We start from the raw sequence: 17137 nt of genomic DNA on the forward strand, positions 1-17137 counted from the left end.
CTTGCTCCGCTTTCCTCTCAATCTCCATCGCCGTCGAAACTAAGATGAACTGTCTCTCCCGCTCTGTGAGCTGCATAATCTCGTGCGGGAAAATATTTTTTTCTTGCCAAATATACGAATAGAGAGCCAGCTCAGGGCTCTCTTTTATGAGTTTTTTACCTCTTCCTCTGCCTCCTCGTCGTCGGCAAAATCGCTGATTCGGGCAATGGCCTCGTACAGCGAATCAATCTCACTTGGTCGGAAGATGCAAGGAATGACGTCAACAGCTGCAATTTTGCCGAATTTGGCGAGTACCTGCGGAGAGTCAATGCGGAAGTCGGTACGCTCTGTATCGATGCCGGCAATAATAATCTCCGCCTTCTGACGCAGGTCGTCAAACTCGACTTTGCGCTCCGCTTTGCCCTTTTTGCCCAACACGGATACCTTCAGTGCCGCCTTTCTTGCCTTGAAATATACCTCGCCAGATACGGAGCGGATGGGAAGCGCAACCTCTCTGCGCTTCCAAAACCATACATCCTTTACGTGCTCCTGGGTGTCCATACTCAAAAATTCTTCCATCGTCAAAAATTCACTCACGGTTGTTTCCTCCTCTTCCCCTATTTTTAAATAAACTCGTAGTCGTCGACTGTGCCTTCCAGAGTCGTGTCTTCATCCAGCTCGCCATGCCCCCATTTTGCCAAAACGAGGGAGTCGGGAGAAAAGCCAGTAACAGCGACACGATACTTCCCAGCGACCGGATCATTTAGTTCGCCGATAAAATTGACCTTCTTTTCCGGATTAGCGGCGATTTCCTTAATAATTTCCTGGACGTCTGCCGTCCGTTCAAAAGTAGCAGTCATGCTGACCGAAGAAGACAATACGCGGTGACTTTTGCGGAGTCGACCCGCACGCTTGCTTTCTCCTTTTTCAAATTCCTCGGTAAGCTCAAATCCGATGCATTCCGGAAGCTCTTTGCCGTTTTGGTTGTAAAAATGCCCATGGGTACCCGAAAAAGTTGCTGCCATGCCACTTCACCTCAATTCGATTTGTTGTAAATATAGATTTTTTCGAGCGCATCTTGGTGGCGGAAGCCGGCGATAAAATGTCCAGCGTTGCGAGCCGGCGTATAAATGGCGTTATCCCCGTGGTAATCCGGGTCCTCGATGTACTCGTAGTCATCAGCGATTACCTCAAGCATTGCCAGAGGCTTGAACACTTCCCGTTTCATCATCTGACAAAAAGCCGCACGCCGTGCAGGACTGTTGCTATTGGGCTGCTGACGAATCCATTCCTTTCCTGCCTTCTCTTCCGCGTGCAAAATGGTATGGAATGTATCAGCTACTCGGATTTTTCCGTAGTCTTTTGACTGGTTGGGCCCCGGAATCGTCAGCGTGTTTACAGGCTCCTGAATGATCACCCGGTTGTTGTCCGTGTTCAGCATGAGAACGCCAGCTTGTACCATTTCAATCAAGTCTGTAGCTTCATCCCACTCCACAGTCAGAGACTCAAATGGTGTGATGTACAGAGCCATCGTATAATTGAGCGGCATGGATGCCATGAGTGAGGCAATATAGATAGCAAGCTTGGCACTGTGATAGGTTTTTCCTCTCCAGTGAACCCCGCTCCCCACATTGACAACGGCCATATGGTTGGCATCCGTAGATGCTTTCATGGTCGCCTTCTTGTCTTTATCTCTGTTGCTGTCGCCGCCAAAAACAAACTTGACGTAGTTTCCGATCTCACATTGCTGCTTCGTCCAGTCCTCTGCAGCAGCGTTCAAAGCCGGGTCGGCGATTCCCAATGTAAACACACCGAATTTGCCTTTCTGTGTAGCCAAAGCGTTTTGATAGGCGGTATACTTTGTGGCCTCCACGCTTGTTCCGCTGTTTCCGCCAGACAGGATGACCCCCGCCGTTGGATCAGGCAGCCCATCGGCCAGCTTTTTGAGTACAACAAATTCACTGCCTTGGAAAGCTTCGACCAGCTCGTCGACGGTCCCGCCTGTCTGATTGTCTACCAACTCCGCACCTCGATAAACGAGTACATCGATTTTCGTATGGTCGATGAGATTAGGCTGTACGACAACTTTCAGGCTGTTGCCCAACTCGCCTTTGTGCTTTGCTTCCACCTTCAAAACTTCGGTGGCAGCGCCCTTCAATGTTGCGCTTGCGGCAGCAGCGCTCTCACCAGCCACCCGATAGAGCAAAACTTCTGTCGGATGCGGATCGGACGCCCAAATCAACTCAAATTCTTCCGTCGCACCAAAAATTTTCTGAGCAGAGGCTTTTGTACGGACGGTTACAAACTCCCCGATCGGCCCCCAATGAGCCACGATAGGAAGAGCCAGCTTCCCGCGAATCCCCATTGTTGTCTGCTCTTTGATAAACGACTTTAAAAAAGAGTACACGCCGGACAGCGCTTTTTCTTCTCCCGGTTGATATAGTCCCGCCATTTAAACCGCCTTCCTTTCCTTAAACTTCTGAATCCATTGCTCTGCCTCGGCGACCGTCATCTCCGCCGGTGCATCAAAAAAGGCGGCAATTGCTTCGGTTCGGTTTACCCCAAACTTTTGCTCAGCCACCTTCATGATTTGGTCTTTCGCATACGTTACCGATGCTTGGTCCATGTCAATTTCCTTTGATTTTGCGCGAGCCATACATCTTGTCTCCTTTTCTTAATGTCTCATCGTACCGTCGATGAATCACTTCCAATGGATCGTATTCCATCGGGGTATACGGGATATATGCCGTATACACAAGCTCGATTGATCGGTCAAAGCCATTTGGTTTGTACATCGTCAATCGACATTCCCGCAGAAACCCTACCTGCTGCTTGTCTGCACTGTAGAGCGGGAGGATCCAGCCCCGGTCTGCAAGACTCTGTCTAATCAGCAGAGACACATCCGTAAGCTGTTTATCATCCATTGCCATCAGGACAACATTCATTGTCGCCTTTTCCCGATAGACATCTGCCCTACGTGGTTCCGCGGTGCGCGAGGGCTCCTCGACGATCCACAATGGGCGTTGAAACTCATCTGGAGCCCTGAATGTTTCGGTTGGAATGCCCGTTGCGAGATTCAGCCAGCTGCATACCGAGAATACATCATCGCCCATGTTTCCCACTCGGAACAAACCTCCTTGCTAATTGGTTGAACTTCACTGTTACCAACTCATCCATGGTTGACTGCTCTACGTTGCTTCCCGTATTAACCACCTTTGAAAGCACCACCACCCCATTGAATCGTTATAAGCCAGAAAGCCGGACATCCATGGTAAGAAAACAGAAAAGCCACTCGGATTGATTCCGGGTGGCTTTCCATATTTGCTTACAGTACAAGATTATCATGGGTTTGGGAAAAAGGTTTCTCAGTTCTGTTTCAAAAGTAGATCAAGATTATATCGTCGGTGGGTCGGCTAAAACCGTAGGGAAGCTGCTTTTTATCAAGGAGGAGCAGATGTTTCGCCGAATATCCGACAGGTGGGGCAGTAAAAATTACTGTAAACAGCCCTTCTGATATCAAAACAGAGCGTTGGATTTGATAATCGACAGCAGTTTAAAAGACTCGAACTTTGATTTGTTTCTCCGCTCTTGTTCCCCCATTACAAATCGATTGCTTTGTTAAATCAGCCTTCCGGTGGTTCGCACGCTACCTTCTCGGCAGGTAGGGGAGCATCACGCTCGGAATAATAAATGATTTTGTTAAATAGACCCTCCACTTGCTAACTGACTTCGTGTCCTATACCCTTGTTTATGTCGAAGAAGGGAGGGCAAAATAAATCATGTATGCTCAGGTTGTACGGTACTATCAATTTGGCGATCCCCAAAACGTGTTGAAAGTAGAACAGCGAATTATTGAACCTTTGAAACAAGATGAAATCTTGGTAAAAATGGATGCTCGGCCTATTAATCCTTCTGATTTAATTCCAATTCGTGGTGCATATAGGCATCGAATATGTCTGCCCGCAGTACCAGGATATGAAGGGGTAGGTACCGTTGTAGAAACAGGTCCCTTAGCTTCCTCCACTTTAATAGGGAAACGTGTTCTGCCCTTACGAGGTGAGGGGACATGGCAAGATTACGTCATATCAAGAGCGGTTTTAGCGATTGAGGTTCCTGACCAAATCAACGATGATGCAGCCAGCCGCTTGTACATAAATCCAATAACTGCGTGGGTTATTTACACGGAGACGTTAAAGATTACTTCTGATCAGGTTTTGCTAGTCAATGCCGCTAACTCATCAATTGGCCGTCTATTCATTCAATTATCCTCTCTATTTGGGTTCAGAGTTATCGCGATCATCCGTCATACACGATATGCAGAGGAGTTGCTTAATCTTGGAGCGTGGCATGTAATCGATAGCTCAAGAATGTCTATTTACGATGCAACGATGAGTGTTACAAATGGACAAGGCGCTGATGCCTCTATTGATTCGATCGGTGGTTTAGATGGTTTTGAGTTGGCTCGGTCAACACGTCCCGGGGGGACTTTCTTGGCTTTGGGTCTTTTATCTGGGACTCAAGTAGATTGGGCGAGAATTTCAAAAGAACTTAGCGTTCATCCACAATTATTCTTGTTGCGACACTGGATTCAACAAATTTCCTTGTCTAGATGGCACGACACTTTTGAGAAGGTCATCGAACTTGTACAAAATGGTCAACTTAATTTCACAGCACCTACCGAAAGATTTGCTTTGCATTGCGTAAAAGAAGCAGTGCAGTTTGCTGAAAGCAATAAACGGACCGGAAAAATATTATTAGTTTAAAAGTATTCAATCACTAGCGTTGCATTAATCTTTTCCCATCATTCAAAATACACATAATCTTTGGTATTTGGTTGTCTAGGGAACAAAAAAATCCTTTACACTGGAAAGGTCAGGTAGTTCCTGTCCAAATCCAACGCAAAGGATAGCTCATGGACAAGAATACCCTATTTTCTTCATTTGGTAAATGGGTTGCACCCATCAATATTATGAAACTTCAACAACGAATTGACGAAACGGATCAAGACAAGTACGTGAAGAAGCTGACGACAAAAGCGTATCTTCTCCTATTTTTACATGCCCAACTTCAGCAACGCGAAGGGCTTCGAGCCATTGCTGACGATGTTCTATCAAAGAAATTTCAGCAAGAATTAGGACTGTCATCGATCAGCCCCGCACAGCTTAGTCGAAAAAACAATCGGGTAGAACCTGCTTTGCTTGAAGAAGTTTTTGTCGACCTTGTCCAGCAAATTCAACGCGTTTCTGGAAAAGCCTGCTCTCTTCGAAAACACATAAAGATCATTGATTCCACTACAATTGGATTATGTTTGCAAAAGTATAAGTGGGCAACCTTTCGCGAAACAAAGGCAGGAATCAAAATTCATCTTCGTCTCGTTTTCGCAAGCCAGGAGGATGTCTATCCTGAAAAGATTTCCCTAACTTGTGCCAAATCCAATGACCGCACCCAAATGGAGTCGCTGATTGATGAGATCGGAGCCATGTACGTCTTTGATCGAGGGTACGTGGATTATGAAAAGTTCGATGAGTATACCGATCAGGGCATCTTTTTTGCTTCACGTCTCAAGGATAACGCGGAAACTCGTCATTTGTATACTTTCAAAGTACCACCAGAAAGCTCCGTTTTATCCGACTCCATGATCCTTCTTGGAACGCCACAAAAACGGGTGGATAATGTGTTACGACTGATTGAAACGCATGATTCGAAAGGAAATCGTATTCGAATCATCACCAATCGGTTCGACTTAGAAGCAGAAGAATTGAGCGACATCTACCGTTGGCGCTGGCAAATAGAACTGTTTTTCAAATGGATGAAACAACACGCAAAGATCAAGACGTTCTATGGAACAAGTGAAAATGCGGTCTGGAATCAAGTTTTTCTCGCTCTCATTGCTTACTGCTTGTTGCTTCTTGTAAAGCTGGAAAGAAACAGTCAGCACAGTCTGCTGCAAATCAGTAGATGGCTCAAAGTGTTTCTCTGGCAGACCTTTGAACAATGGATAGGCAGAATGGATTACCAATCCAAACGAACATCCAGAGGGCGACAGAAAAGGAAGTAAGTGTTGTTTGTTGTTGTCGATGTTGTAATAAATGTATAAAACTACCAAATGGATAGTGGCTACCTTTTGCTTGGCTGTTCTCGTTTTTGGTTGTAAAGTTGAAAATGTCATTCAGAATAATTTGACAATAGATGGATTCATTTTTTATGCAACGCTAATGGTATTCAATAAGCGCCCGAAATTTCGACTTTTGCAAAATGTTTGCAAACAGACATTAACAAAAGAATGGCGCGGGTAGCTATCCAGCTGAAACCCGCGCCATTTCTACTTTTCCAATGGCGTCCCCGAGAGGATTCGAACCTCCGACCTACAGTTTAGGAAACTGACGCTCTATCCTGCTGAGCTACGGGGACATATTCGTTTACACTCCTTCTATTATAGGGCGATTTCGCGCATTTTGCAAACGAAGGACCAGAGAGCTTATCCCTGGTCCTTTCCCTTTTTATTTACTTTAATTAAACACCTTAATGGTGAGTAAACTGCTCTTCCTCTGTAGAACCAGTCAATGCCGTCGTCGACGATGTGCCTCCTGCAATTACCTGCGCGACCTCATCAAAATACCCGGTGCCTACCTCCCGCTGGTGGCGCGTAGCCGTGTAGCCGTACGCCTCGCTCGCAAACTCCGCTTGCTGCAGCTCAGAGTAAGCAGCCATGCCGCGGTCGCGATAGCCCCGTGCCAGTTCAAACATGCTGTAGTTGAGGGCGTGGAAGCCGGCCAGCGTGACAAACTGGAACTTGTAGCCCATATCGCCCAGCTCGTTTTGGAAACGGGCGATGTCTGCTTCATCCAGCTTCTTCTTCCAGTTGAAGGACGGCGAGCAGTTGTAAGCCAGCAATTTGCCAGGGTATTTGGCGTGAATCGCTTCGGCAAAACGGCGTGCTTCCTCGAGGTTCGGCTCAGACGTTTCGCACCAGATCAAATCGGCGTATGGAGCATAGCTGAGTCCGCGGGCGATCGCGGCATCGAGTCCGCCTCTCATTCGGAAGAAGCCCTCTGGTGTCCGCTCCCCGGTCAAAAACGGCTTGTCGCTGTCGTCGATGTCACTTGTGATCAAAAACGCTCCGTTTGCATCGGTCCGGGCTACGATCACAGTCGGCACACCCATGACATCTGCCGCGAAACGGGCCGCTACCAGGTTGCGAATGGCCGCCTGTGTCGGGATCAATACCTTGCCGCCCATATGGCCGCATTTTTTCTCTGATGCGAGCTGATCCTCAAAGTGTACACCCGATGCTCCCGCTTCGATCATGCCTTTCATCAGCTCAAAGACGTTGAGCGGTCCGCCAAAGCCGGCTTCCGCATCTGCCACGATGGGTGCAAACCAATAGGTGTCGCCCGTCCCTTCGGACTGTTGGATCTGATCTGCCCGCTGCAGTGCCTGATTGATCCGTTTGACCACCTGCGGGACACTGTTTGCCGGGTACAGGCTCTGGTCCGGGTACATCTGTCCGGCCAGATTGGCGTCGGCGGCTACTTGCCAGCCGCTTAGATAGATGGCTTTCAATCCCGCTTTTACTTGCTGGATCGCCTGATTCCCGGTCAAAGCGCCAAGCGCCTTGATGTGATGCTCCGTGTTGAGCAACTGCCACAGCCGCTCTGCCCCGATCCGGGCAAGCGTATGCTCGATTTGGACCGAGCCCCGCAGTCTGACTACATCTTCCGCCGTATACGGACGCTGCACCCCTTTAAACCGGTCTGTCTTCCAGCTTTCCTCTAATTGTCGAATAGCCTCTTGTTTGTTCATTTCTCCCACTCCCTTTTTTAATCAAGATAGGCATAGCCTGGAACGGTCAAAAACTCGGAAAACTCGTCGGCCGTCACCAGCTGGAGGAACAATTCCCCTGCCAGCTTGTATTTGCCGGTTTCGTACCGTTCCTGGCCGATTTGCTGTTTCAAGGTTTGCAGCTCTTCGCTCAGCCACTGGGTGACCAAAGCAGTCGTAATCTTGCGGCCATCCGGCAAAACACCCCGGCGGTGCTTGATCCATTGCCACACCTGAGCGCGGGAAATTTCCGCTGTTGCGGCGTCTTCCATCAGGTTGTTGATCGGCACGGCGCCATAGCCGCGAAGCCATGCCTCGATGTACTGAATCCCTACCCTGATGTTGGTGCGGACTCCTTCTTCGGTGATCTGGCCTTCCGGTACGGCCAGCAGGTCAGCGGCAGTTACATGGACGTCCTCGCGCTTATACCAGATCTGGTTTGCTTCCGGCATCAGGCGATTAAAGACTTCCATCGCCACCGGAACCAGTCCGGGGTGGGCCACCCAGCTTCCATCGTGTCCGTCGTACGCCTCCCGCTCTTTGTCTGCTTTCACTTTTGCCAGCGCTTCCTCGTTTTTTGCCGGGTCGTTTTTTACCGGAATTTGTGCGGCCATCCCGCCGATGCATGGTGCTCCCCGCCTGTGGCAGGTCTTGACCGCCAGTGTCGTGTACGCCCGCATAAAGGGCACCGTCATAGTCACCGTTGACCGGTCAGGCACAATCACATCGGGCCGGTTCCGCAGCTTTTTGATGTAGCTGAAGATGTAATCCCAGCGGCCGCAGTTTAGCCCTGCACTGTGTTCTCTCAGCTCGTACAGGATTTCTTCCATTTCAAAGGCGGCCAAAATCGTCTCGATCAAAACCGTTGCCTTGATAGTGCCTCGCGGTATGCCCAACTCATCCTGGGCAAAGCAAAAGACGTCGTTCCAGAGCCTCGCTTCCAGATGATTTTCCAGCTTGGGCAGATAAAAATAGGGGCCGCTTCCCGAATCGAGCAATATCCGGGCATTATGGAAGAAATAAAGGCCAAAATCGAACAAGCTGCCGGACATCGGGTTTCCGTGAAGCCTTATGTGCTTTTCATCCAAATGCCAACCGCGCGGCCTTACAATCAGTACGGCTGTTTTCTCCTTGAGGGCGTACTGTTTTCCCTCAGGGCTGGTATAGGAAATCGTTCTCCTTACGGCATCCCGCATGTTGATCTGGCCTTCGATCGTATTGGCCCATGTGGGAGAATTGGCGTCTTCAAAATCAGCCATGAATACCCGAGCTCCGGAATTGCACGCATTGATGACCATTTTTCGGTCTCCGGCAGGACCGGTAATCTCCACTCTCCGGTCCTGGAGATCGGTCGGCAAATCGTTCACTTTCCAATCGCCGTTGCGAATATGGGCTGTTTCAGGCAAAAAATCAGGGAGCTGCCCTGAGTCGATGAACTCCTGCTTCTTTCTGCGCAGCTCCAAGAGCTCACTCCTCCTGCCGCCAAAGGCGCTCTCCAGCTTGATCAGAAACGAGATCGCTTCCGGCGTAAGTATATCGGCGTACTGTGGCGGCATTTCGCCTGTAATCAAAACATCTGCCGGGTACTGATTGGTTTGAATCGCAGTCAATATGATCTCCTCCTCTCCTTGTGCAGGAAACGTTATAATACAGGTAAATTAATCTTTGTGTATTATAGTACAGTAGGTTCAAAAAAAATGGCTTTAATCCAATAGCCCGCTTCCACTGCAATGACTGCAGGAGATACATCCGTCACCATGGCAGTGATGGCATGCTGACCCGTGATCATCGCGCCCGGCGCCGCCGCACTGGGGACAATTCTGCTCACCGTTTCCTTCACAACGATAACAATTCATCGTTAACTCCTCCCATCAACTGTATTAATACAATATTCGTAATGTTTGAAGTTATTATATAACAGTCATTTCTGTTGTGCAACACATTTTCTAAAAATTCCGCCACTCATTTAACTCTTTGTTTTTGCAGACAAAAAAGCAGCTTTCTGTATTAGAACAGAAAACTGCTTTTCTAGATAGCCAGAAATCATTTTGATCTGCATTATTTGGGAGCGATTTTCTCCAGACCACCCATATATGGACGAAGCACTTCCGGAATCAGGATGGTGCCGTCCTCCTGCTGATAGTTCTCCATCAGCGCGGCAACTGTCCGGCCAATCGCCAGTCCCGATCCATTCAATGTGTGCACGAACTCCGGCTTCGATTTGCTGTCGCGGCGGAAACGAATGTTGGCCCGACGCGCCTGGAAATCCTCAAAGTTGGAACAGGACGAAATCTCCCGGTACGTATTGTAGCTCGGAATCCACACTTCCAGGTCGTACTTTTTCGCCGCTGTAAACCCGAGGTCGCCGGTGCACATGCTCATGACACGGTAAGGCAGACCGAGCAGCTGCAGGATCTTCTCCGCATTTTTCACCAGCTTTTCCAGTTCCTCATAGGAATCTTCCGGCTTGACGAACTTCACCATCTCGACCTTGTTGAATTGATGCTGGCGAATCAGTCCGCGCGTATCGCGGCCTGCCGATCCCGCTTCCGAACGGAAACAAGCGCTGTATGCCGCATAGTAGCGAGGCAGCTCTGCACCATCCATGATCTCGTCGCGGTGCATGTTGGTTACCGGCACCTCTGCTGTCGGGATCAGGAAGTAATCTGGTCCTTCCAGCTTGAATGCGTCTTCCTCGAATTTTGGCAATTGACCTGTTCCCGTCATGCTTGTCCGGTTCACGATATACGGCGGCAGAAGCTCTTCATAGCCGTGCTCCGTCGTATGCAGATCGAGCATAAAGTTCATCAGCGCGCGCTCCAGACGGGCACCCAGTCCTTTGTAGAAAACAAATCGGCTGCCGGTCACCTTTGCCGCTGTTTCGAAGTCGATGATGCCCAGTTCTTGACCAAGCTCCCAGTGCGGTTTGGGCTCAAAAGAAAACTTTCTTGGCTCGCCCCACGTCCAGGCAACGACGTTGTCATCCTCCGACGTGCCTACCGGAACGCTCTCATGAGGAAGGTTGGGCAAGCTCAGCAGAATTTGCTCAAGCTGTTCATCGAGCTGGCGCAGTTCTTCGTCCAGCACCTTGATTCGGTCGCTTACTTCCTTCATCTCTGCGATCAGATGGTCAGCGTTCTCTTTGTTGCGCTTCAATACCGCTACCTGTTCGGATACAGTATTTCGTTTGTTCTTCAAGCCTTCCGCTTCCTGGATCAACTGGCGGCGCTTTTCATCCACCTCGGCAAACTGATCCAGTGCAGAAATATCCTCATTGCGATCCGCCAAACGGCGTCTTACTCCGTCTAAATCGTTGCGCAACACTTTTACGTCTAACATAGATACCCCTCCAACATCGTTGATTCTTCTTGCACGCAATGAAAAAACACCCGTCCCCTATGGTAAGGGACGAGTGTTGGTAACCCGCGTTGCCACCCTTGTTGATATATGCCTGCTTCCGTTTCCCGGCATATACCCGCTTGAATCCGCCGTAACGGGGCGGTGCCGGGCAAAGTTGATCCTTTGCCACTCAGAGATGGATTCCCTTGCAGACTGGGTCGGTTTTCACCTGCCACCGACTCTCTGGGCCAAGCGCTTGCAAAGTACTAGTCTCTTCATCGCGTTCCTTGTTTGTTATCTTCTATTGTTAACTGTACTACAGGTTCTATACCTGTGTAAAGATCGTGAAAAAAACCGGCACCATTATCGGTACCGGTTTTGGACATGCATCTTTTACGGACAATCAGCCGCGGTATTCCTTCACCATGTCGACGAAGTATTGATGCAACCGTGCATCCTCCGTCAACTCCGGATGGAATGCTGCCGCCAAATAATGTCCTTGCCGAGCAGCCACGATCTTTTCTTCATACTTGGCAAGTACCTGACCGGCTTCGCCTACTTCCATGATATACGGCGCGCGGATGAAAACGGCTGGATAATCCGCCGCTACTCCTGCGACAGGAAGCTCGACTTCAAAGCTTTCCTTTTGGCGGCCAAAGGCATTGCGCTCCACCTTGATATCCATCAATCCGAGATGGCAGTCGTCTTGGCCGTTTATGCGTTTGGCGAGCAAAATCGCTCCCGCACATGTACCGAATATCGGTTTTCTGGCTTGGCCAAACTCGCGCAGCGCTTCGATAAAACCGTATTTATGCATCAGCTTGCTGATGGTCGTGCTCTCTCCGCCGGGAATGACCAATCCGTCCAGATCTTCAAGCTCGTCCACTTTTTTAACTGCGACTGCTGTCGCACCTGCTGCCTCCAGCATGCGGATATGCTCAGCGACAGCTCCCTGCAAGGAAAGAACGCCAATTTTCATGATCGGTCACCTTACCATCCGCGCTCTTGCATGCGGTCTGCTTCACGCAGCTTGGAGATTTCCAGACCCGGCATAGCTGTACCCAGTCCTTTGGAGACGCGGGCAATCAGTTCATAGTCAGTGTAGTGTGTGGTTGCTTCTACGATCGCGCGAGCAAATTTCTCCGGATTTTCCGATTTGAAAATACCGGAACCTACGAATACGCCATCAGCGCCGAGCTGCATCATCAGAGCCGCATCGGAAGGGGTCGCTACACCGCCTGCTGCGAAGTTGACCACTGGCAGCTTGCCGTTTTTGTGTACGTATTCCAGCAGATCGTAAGGAGCACCGAGGTTTTTCGCTTCTGCCATCAATTCATCGTAGGACATGCTTTGCACTTTGCGAATTTGCGACTGCATGGTGCGCATGTGACGAACAGCTTCCACGATGTTTCCTGTACCTGGTTCACCTTTGGTACGGATCATGGACGCGCCTTCACCGATGCGGCGAAGAGCCTCGCCGAGGTCGCGTGCGCCACAGACAAACGGGACAGTGAATTCTTTTTTATTGATATGGTACATGTCATCAGCAGGAGTCAGGACTTCGCTCTCGTCGAGGTAGTCAACACCCATGGATTCGAGAACGCGAGCTTCGACGAAATGTCCGATCCGAGCTTTTGCCATAACCGGAATCGATACAGCATTCAATACTTCTTCCACGATACCCAGATCAGCCATCCGGGCTACCCCGCCTGCTGCACGAATATCAGACGGTACGCGCTCCAGTGCCATAACGGCAACAGCGCCGGCTGCTTCTGCAATTTTTGCCTGTTCCGCATTGACAACGTCCATGATGACGCCGCCTTTTTGCATTTCCGCCATACCTCTTTTAACGCGGGAAGTTCCTACTTGTACCATTTCTAAGCCCCCTACCCAATTGTCTTGTAATGCCTGCATCACATTGTAATGGCTGTCTTAATATTCACCATTGTAATCCAAGTTTGATTTTGGGTACAACCTTATTTGCCGGTTAAGCTGCTGAAAATATTGCTAAAGAACTGGATGATGCTGCGGAAGAACAGGCGGATCCAGCTGCCTTCCTCGACTTCTTGTCCAGCTACGAGGTCGACTCCAGCCTTGGCCATGTCCTCTGGCTGCAGGTAGTCGGTTTCTTTTGTTCCCTCTTCTACAAAGGCTACCTTTCCGATTACCTGATCTTTTTTCAATGGAGCAGTGAGCTCCTGGAACGTGACGGTTGGGGTGAATTTGCTCTCTGACCCGATTTTTGTCAGAGTCATTACCGCATTGCTTGTAACTGCCGGCACAGTCAGCTCCACGCCGTTTTTCACAGGAGCGGTTTCATACCCCTTGATTGGCACGCCTTTGTCGAGTTGTTTGGTTAGCTTGAAGTTGCTGAAGCCGTAATCAAGCAGTTTTTTCGTTTCGACAAAACGCTTGGTTATTTCTGCGTTTTTACCCCCAGCTCCCATTACAACACTGATGACACGCATATTGTCTCGTACTGCTGTACCTGTAAAGCAATAACCCGCAGCGGCAGTATACCCTGTCTTTAAACCGTCTACACCTTCATAATAGTTGGGAAGGCCGGGAAGCATCCAGTTGTAGTTTGCCTTTTTTATTTCATTTGGCATACCTGCCCGGAATGTTAAACGAGGAATTTTTGCTATTTCCAGTGCTTCTGGGAAGTCCCGGATCAACGCTCTAGCCAAAATAGCCGAATCCCGTGCAGACATCAGGTTTTCTTTTTGGTCGCTTTGAATGGAGTAGGGACCTAATTCATCAGCCGGCAATCCTGTTGAAGTTAGAAACTTTGTGTTCTTCATCCCCAGTTCTTGGGCTTTTTTATTCATCATAGCTACAAAGTTTTGTTCACTGCCTGCTATTTTTTCAGCCAGCAAGACAGTTGCATCATTTGCTGACAACACCGCCATTGCCTTATACAGTTCTTTTACGGTATGTGATTCGCCCAAATTTAAGTAAACACCCGACGAATCTGACATTTTAGCAATAAAAAACGCATATTCACTTACCGGAACTTTCTCGTCCCAGGTAATCTTTTTTTGTTTTACCGCTTCATTGACCAGATACTCCGTCATCATTTTACTCATGCTGGCAGGTGGCAGTGGTTGGTCAGGGTTGAGGCTATATAATACCTTACCTGTAGAAACCTCCACTAAAATCGCCGAACTGGCAACCAACTGCAAGTCAGCCTGCGGGGCAGCTCCTGCATTTGCTGTCATGGAACCCCACGCAGTGATAAAAACAGCGACAGAAAGGAACAGACCCGTCAATCGCTTCGTCCATGTTCTCGGTTTCATTTGAATCTCTCACCCTCCCACTTCTGTCGGTCTTGGCCACTAAAGGCACGGACACACATTTGTAAGTGTACCATAGAAAGCAACCCCACTTGAAGCTTGTTTCCACTAGTTTCCCGGTAGGAATGGCTAGAAAAAAACCCCTTTCGCAAACGGAAAGGGGTTTTTGATTCGATAGTCCTACGAAATAGAGTAGTTTGGCGCTTCTTTCGTAATTTGAACATCGTGCGGATGACTCTCGCGCAAACCAGCTCCGGTAATCCGGATGAACCGGGAATTGTCGATGAGCTCCTGAATGTTTTTCGTACCACAGTAGCCCATACCTGCGCGGAGGCCACCGATCAGTTGATAGACGACATCGGCCAATGGTCCTTTGTAAGGTACGCGGCCTTCGATACCCTCAGGAACGAGCTTTTGCGCGTTTTCCTGGAAGTAGCGATCCTTGCTGCCGGCTTTCATCGCACCGATGGAGCCCATGCCGCGGTATACCTTGAAGCGGCGGCCTTGGAAGATCTCGAATTCGCCCGGGCTTTCTTCTGTTCCGGCAAACAGGCTGCCGATCATGATCGCTGATGCGCCTGCACCGATTGCTTTTGGCAAATCACCGGAGTATTTAATCCCGCCATCGGCAATAATTGGAATATTGTATTCCCTGGCTACGCGGGCGCAGTCGTAAATGGCTGTAATTTGCGGTACCCCAATCCCCGCCACAACGCGCGTCGTACAGATTGATCCGGGTCCGATCCCTACTTTTACGACAGACGCACCGGCTTCGATCAAATCGCGAGTGGCTTCGCCAGTGGCTACGTTACCGGCTACGATGGTGAGATCCGGGTATGCTTGTCTCAGTTTTTTCACTGCGTTGCTGACGTTGATGTGGTGTCCGTGCGCTGTATCCACGACCAGAACGTCAACGCCCGCCTTCACCAATGCTTCTGCGCGTTCGAAAGTATCGGCGGATACACCTACAGCCGCGCCGCACAGCAGACGTCCCTGCTGGTCTTTGGCTGCATTTGGGTACTGAATCGCTTTTTCGATGTCCTTGATGGTGATCAGGCCCTTTAGCACATTATGCTCGTCCACCAACGGGAGCTTCTCGATCTTGTATTTTTGCAAAATGGCTTCAGCCTGCTGCAGGGTAGTCCCTACTGGAGCTGTCACCAGATTTTCCTTCGTCATTACATCTTTAATCGGAATCGAAAAGTCATGAACGAAACGAAGGTCGCGGTTGGTAAGAATTCCGACCAGATGATTTTGGCTGTCGACAATAGGAACCCCGGAGATGCGGTACTTGCCCATCAACGCGTCCGCGTCTGCGACGGTGTGCTCCGAACTGAGGGAAAACGGGTTGGTGATGACTCCGCTTTCAGAGCGTTTTACCCGGTCAACCTCACTGGCTTGCTGCTCGATTGTCATGTTTTTATGGATAATCCCGATTCCGCCTTGTCTGGCCATTGCAATCGCTAGTGCAGACTCCGTTACCGTGTCCATTCCCGCGCTGATCAGCGGAATGTTCAAGACGACCTTTTCGCTCAATCTTGTCGATGTATCTACATCACGAGGCAAAATTTCTGATTTTCCTGGAACAAGGAGAACGTCATCAAACGTTAAGCCCTCTTTTACGAATTTGTCTTCCCGCACAGGTATGAGCTCCTTTCGCCAAAATGTTTTATGCAAGTGTAACAAACGGCTTAATTTACTGTCAAGGTAACCTTTTAATGTTCGGTTATCTAAGCAATTATCCAGATAAATCAAAAAAAATAACAAGAAAGCGCTCTCATACACGAATGTTAGAAAGGTGATGGAAATGGATGCCTGGTCCTCTTTGCGCTTGCTGGAAACAGAACCGGCGGCACGCGCTTTTTTATACAAACACTATCACAGCAAAGGTATCGTGCAGGCTGAGCGACTCGCTTTTCAACAAAGCACGCGTTTTCTATACACATGGAAACAAGCACGCTTGTTTTATGAATCGGCCGCGAAGACACCCCTGTCCATTAAGCCCTTGCTGCTGTTCTACGGCTGTATTCATCTGTTGAAGGGATGGCTCATCGTCATCGATCCTGACTATCCGCAGAACAGCAAGGTTCTTCAACACGGTGTGACTACGAGGAAAGTCAAAAAGAACGGTTATCAATTCCTAAGGGACGAGGTTCGTCCACAAAAGGAAGGGTTGTTTTCCCATCTGGCTCATCTCCTCTCTGTATCGCCCCTTCAGGACCGTTACAGGATTCAGGAATTGATGTCATACCTGGCTGACATGCACGGACCTCTACAGGCAGCGATTGGACATATCTCTCCCTGGGTCCCTGTTGACTGGAAAAGTGAGACGGACGCGAGAACGAACGCGATATTTTGTCGTCTTCATTTTCCTGCTGCTTCAAAAGGACCACTCGCTTATTCACCAGACACATTCCAGCAATACGTAAAGCGGTTTGACTACGATCAAGACATGCTCGCTTCTGTCCAGTGGTCAAGTGACGGAAGCAAAACCATGGTCGTTCCCTTCTCTTCCTTTTCCAGCCTAGACGAACATCCACTCTTTTGCTTACGGGAGCGATCATTGTTTTTTTGGAATGGGGATAACGACTCCCTTCCTCTTCCGGAGTGGGCCAACCATTATCTGCTTTTGTACGTACTTAGCATGCTGTCCAGATATGATACGGAATGGTGGGGCGAACTTACTTTGTCCCATTCTTACGCAG

The 17137-nt window shown here is 49.2% G+C and carries 16 protein-coding genes, 1 tRNA gene and 1 other annotated feature (1 of these 18 running past the window's edge); of the genes, 3 read left to right on the plus strand and 14 right to left on the minus strand.

Annotation, left to right across the window (positions count from 1 at the left end):
• Positions 1–144: 144 nt before the first annotated feature.
• The 5 genes from V5G20_RS01225 to V5G20_RS01245 are packed head-to-tail and all read right to left on the minus strand — an operon-like array spanning position 145 to position 3092.
• The gene (locus V5G20_RS01225; RefSeq protein ID WP_338463039.1) at positions 145–576 is read right to left on the minus strand and encodes a phage tail assembly chaperone; all 432 of its coding nucleotides are present in this window, start codon (positions 574–576) and stop codon (positions 145–147) included.
• A 26-nt stretch (positions 577–602) separates the two neighbouring features.
• The gene (locus V5G20_RS01230) at positions 603–1004 is read right to left on the minus strand and encodes a phage tail tube protein (RefSeq protein WP_122958997.1); all 402 of its coding nucleotides are present in this window, start codon (positions 1002–1004) and stop codon (positions 603–605) included.
• An 11-nt stretch (positions 1005–1015) separates the two neighbouring features.
• On the minus strand, positions 1016–2431 hold the full coding sequence (locus tag V5G20_RS01235; RefSeq protein WP_338463041.1) for a phage tail sheath N-terminal beta-sandwich domain-containing protein: 1416 nt from the start codon (positions 2429–2431) through the stop codon (positions 1016–1018).
• On the minus strand, positions 2432–2635 hold the full coding sequence (locus tag V5G20_RS01240; protein WP_122958995.1) for a hypothetical protein: 204 nt from the start codon (positions 2633–2635) through the stop codon (positions 2432–2434). It abuts the gene before it with no gap.
• Positions 2607–3092, minus strand: coding sequence for a hypothetical protein (locus V5G20_RS01245; protein WP_122959015.1), 486 nt, complete (start codon positions 3090–3092; stop codon positions 2607–2609). Before V5G20_RS01245 ends, V5G20_RS01240 begins: the two co-directional genes overlap by 29 nt.
• Before the next feature lie 666 nt (positions 3093–3758).
• On the opposite strand from V5G20_RS01245, the gene V5G20_RS01250 reads away from it, so the two are divergent.
• Positions 3759–4742 carry a zinc-dependent alcohol dehydrogenase family protein gene (locus V5G20_RS01250; protein WP_243014956.1) on the plus strand — a complete coding sequence of 328 codons (984 nt, stop codon included), beginning with the start codon at positions 3759–3761 and terminating at the stop codon, positions 4740–4742.
• Positions 4743–4891: 149 nt separating this feature from the next.
• Complete coding sequence (locus V5G20_RS01255; protein WP_025845287.1) at positions 4892–6037, plus strand: IS4 family transposase; 1146 nt, start codon at positions 4892–4894, stop codon at positions 6035–6037.
• Positions 6038–6313: 276 nt separating this feature from the next.
• Here V5G20_RS01255 and V5G20_RS01260 read toward each other — a convergent pair.
• The 9 genes from V5G20_RS01260 to guaB all read right to left on the minus strand — a co-directional run bounded on the left by V5G20_RS01260 (position 6314) and on the right by guaB (position 16073).
• Positions 6314–6390, minus strand: a tRNA-Arg gene (locus tag V5G20_RS01260).
• A gap of 111 nt (positions 6391–6501) precedes the next feature.
• Positions 6502–7782, minus strand: coding sequence for an isocitrate lyase (gene aceA, locus V5G20_RS01265; RefSeq protein ID WP_003392671.1), 1281 nt, complete (start codon positions 7780–7782; stop codon positions 6502–6504).
• A 17-nt stretch (positions 7783–7799) separates the two neighbouring features.
• Positions 7800–9410: a malate synthase A gene (gene aceB, locus V5G20_RS01270; RefSeq protein WP_031933540.1), complete on the minus strand. Its 1611-nt coding sequence runs from the start codon at positions 9408–9410 to the stop codon at positions 7800–7802.
• 62 nt (positions 9411–9472) lie between these two features.
• Positions 9473–9628 (minus strand): hypothetical protein, encoded by a 156-nt coding sequence (locus tag V5G20_RS01275; protein WP_172920533.1) that lies wholly within the window; start codon positions 9626–9628, stop codon positions 9473–9475.
• A 230-nt stretch (positions 9629–9858) separates the two neighbouring features.
• The gene (gene serS, locus V5G20_RS01280) at positions 9859–11139 is read right to left on the minus strand and encodes a serine--tRNA ligase (RefSeq protein ID WP_003392668.1); all 1281 of its coding nucleotides are present in this window, start codon (positions 11137–11139) and stop codon (positions 9859–9861) included.
• Positions 11140–11201: 62 nt separating this feature from the next.
• Positions 11202–11427 (minus strand) — a binding site (T-box leader).
• Positions 11428–11542: 115 nt separating this feature from the next.
• Positions 11543–12121: a pyridoxal 5'-phosphate synthase glutaminase subunit PdxT gene (gene pdxT / locus V5G20_RS01285; protein WP_171505955.1), complete on the minus strand. Its 579-nt coding sequence runs from the start codon at positions 12119–12121 to the stop codon at positions 11543–11545.
• An 8-nt stretch (positions 12122–12129) separates the two neighbouring features.
• Positions 12130–13014, minus strand: a complete 885-nt coding sequence (pdxS, locus tag V5G20_RS01290; protein ID WP_003392664.1) for a pyridoxal 5'-phosphate synthase lyase subunit PdxS — start codon at positions 13012–13014, stop codon at positions 12130–12132.
• A gap of 101 nt (positions 13015–13115) precedes the next feature.
• Positions 13116–14435 (minus strand): D-alanyl-D-alanine carboxypeptidase family protein, encoded by a 1320-nt coding sequence (locus V5G20_RS01295; RefSeq protein ID WP_024984188.1) that lies wholly within the window; start codon positions 14433–14435, stop codon positions 13116–13118.
• Positions 14436–14612: 177 nt separating this feature from the next.
• Positions 14613–16073: an IMP dehydrogenase gene (gene guaB / locus V5G20_RS01300; RefSeq protein ID WP_003392661.1), complete on the minus strand. Its 1461-nt coding sequence runs from the start codon at positions 16071–16073 to the stop codon at positions 14613–14615.
• Positions 16074–16239: 166 nt separating this feature from the next.
• Between guaB and V5G20_RS01305 the strand changes: the two genes are divergently transcribed.
• On the plus strand, positions 16240–17137 hold the 5' portion of the coding sequence (locus V5G20_RS01305) for a YaaC family protein (protein WP_141334284.1). The gene runs 101 nt beyond the window's last position; the window shows 898 of its 999 coding nt (coding positions 1–898); its start codon is at positions 16240–16242; the stop codon falls past the right edge of the window.

The sequence above is a fragment of the Brevibacillus borstelensis genome, from assembly GCF_036700025.1.
Classification (GTDB): domain Bacteria; phylum Bacillota; class Bacilli; order Brevibacillales; family Brevibacillaceae; genus Brevibacillus; species Brevibacillus borstelensis.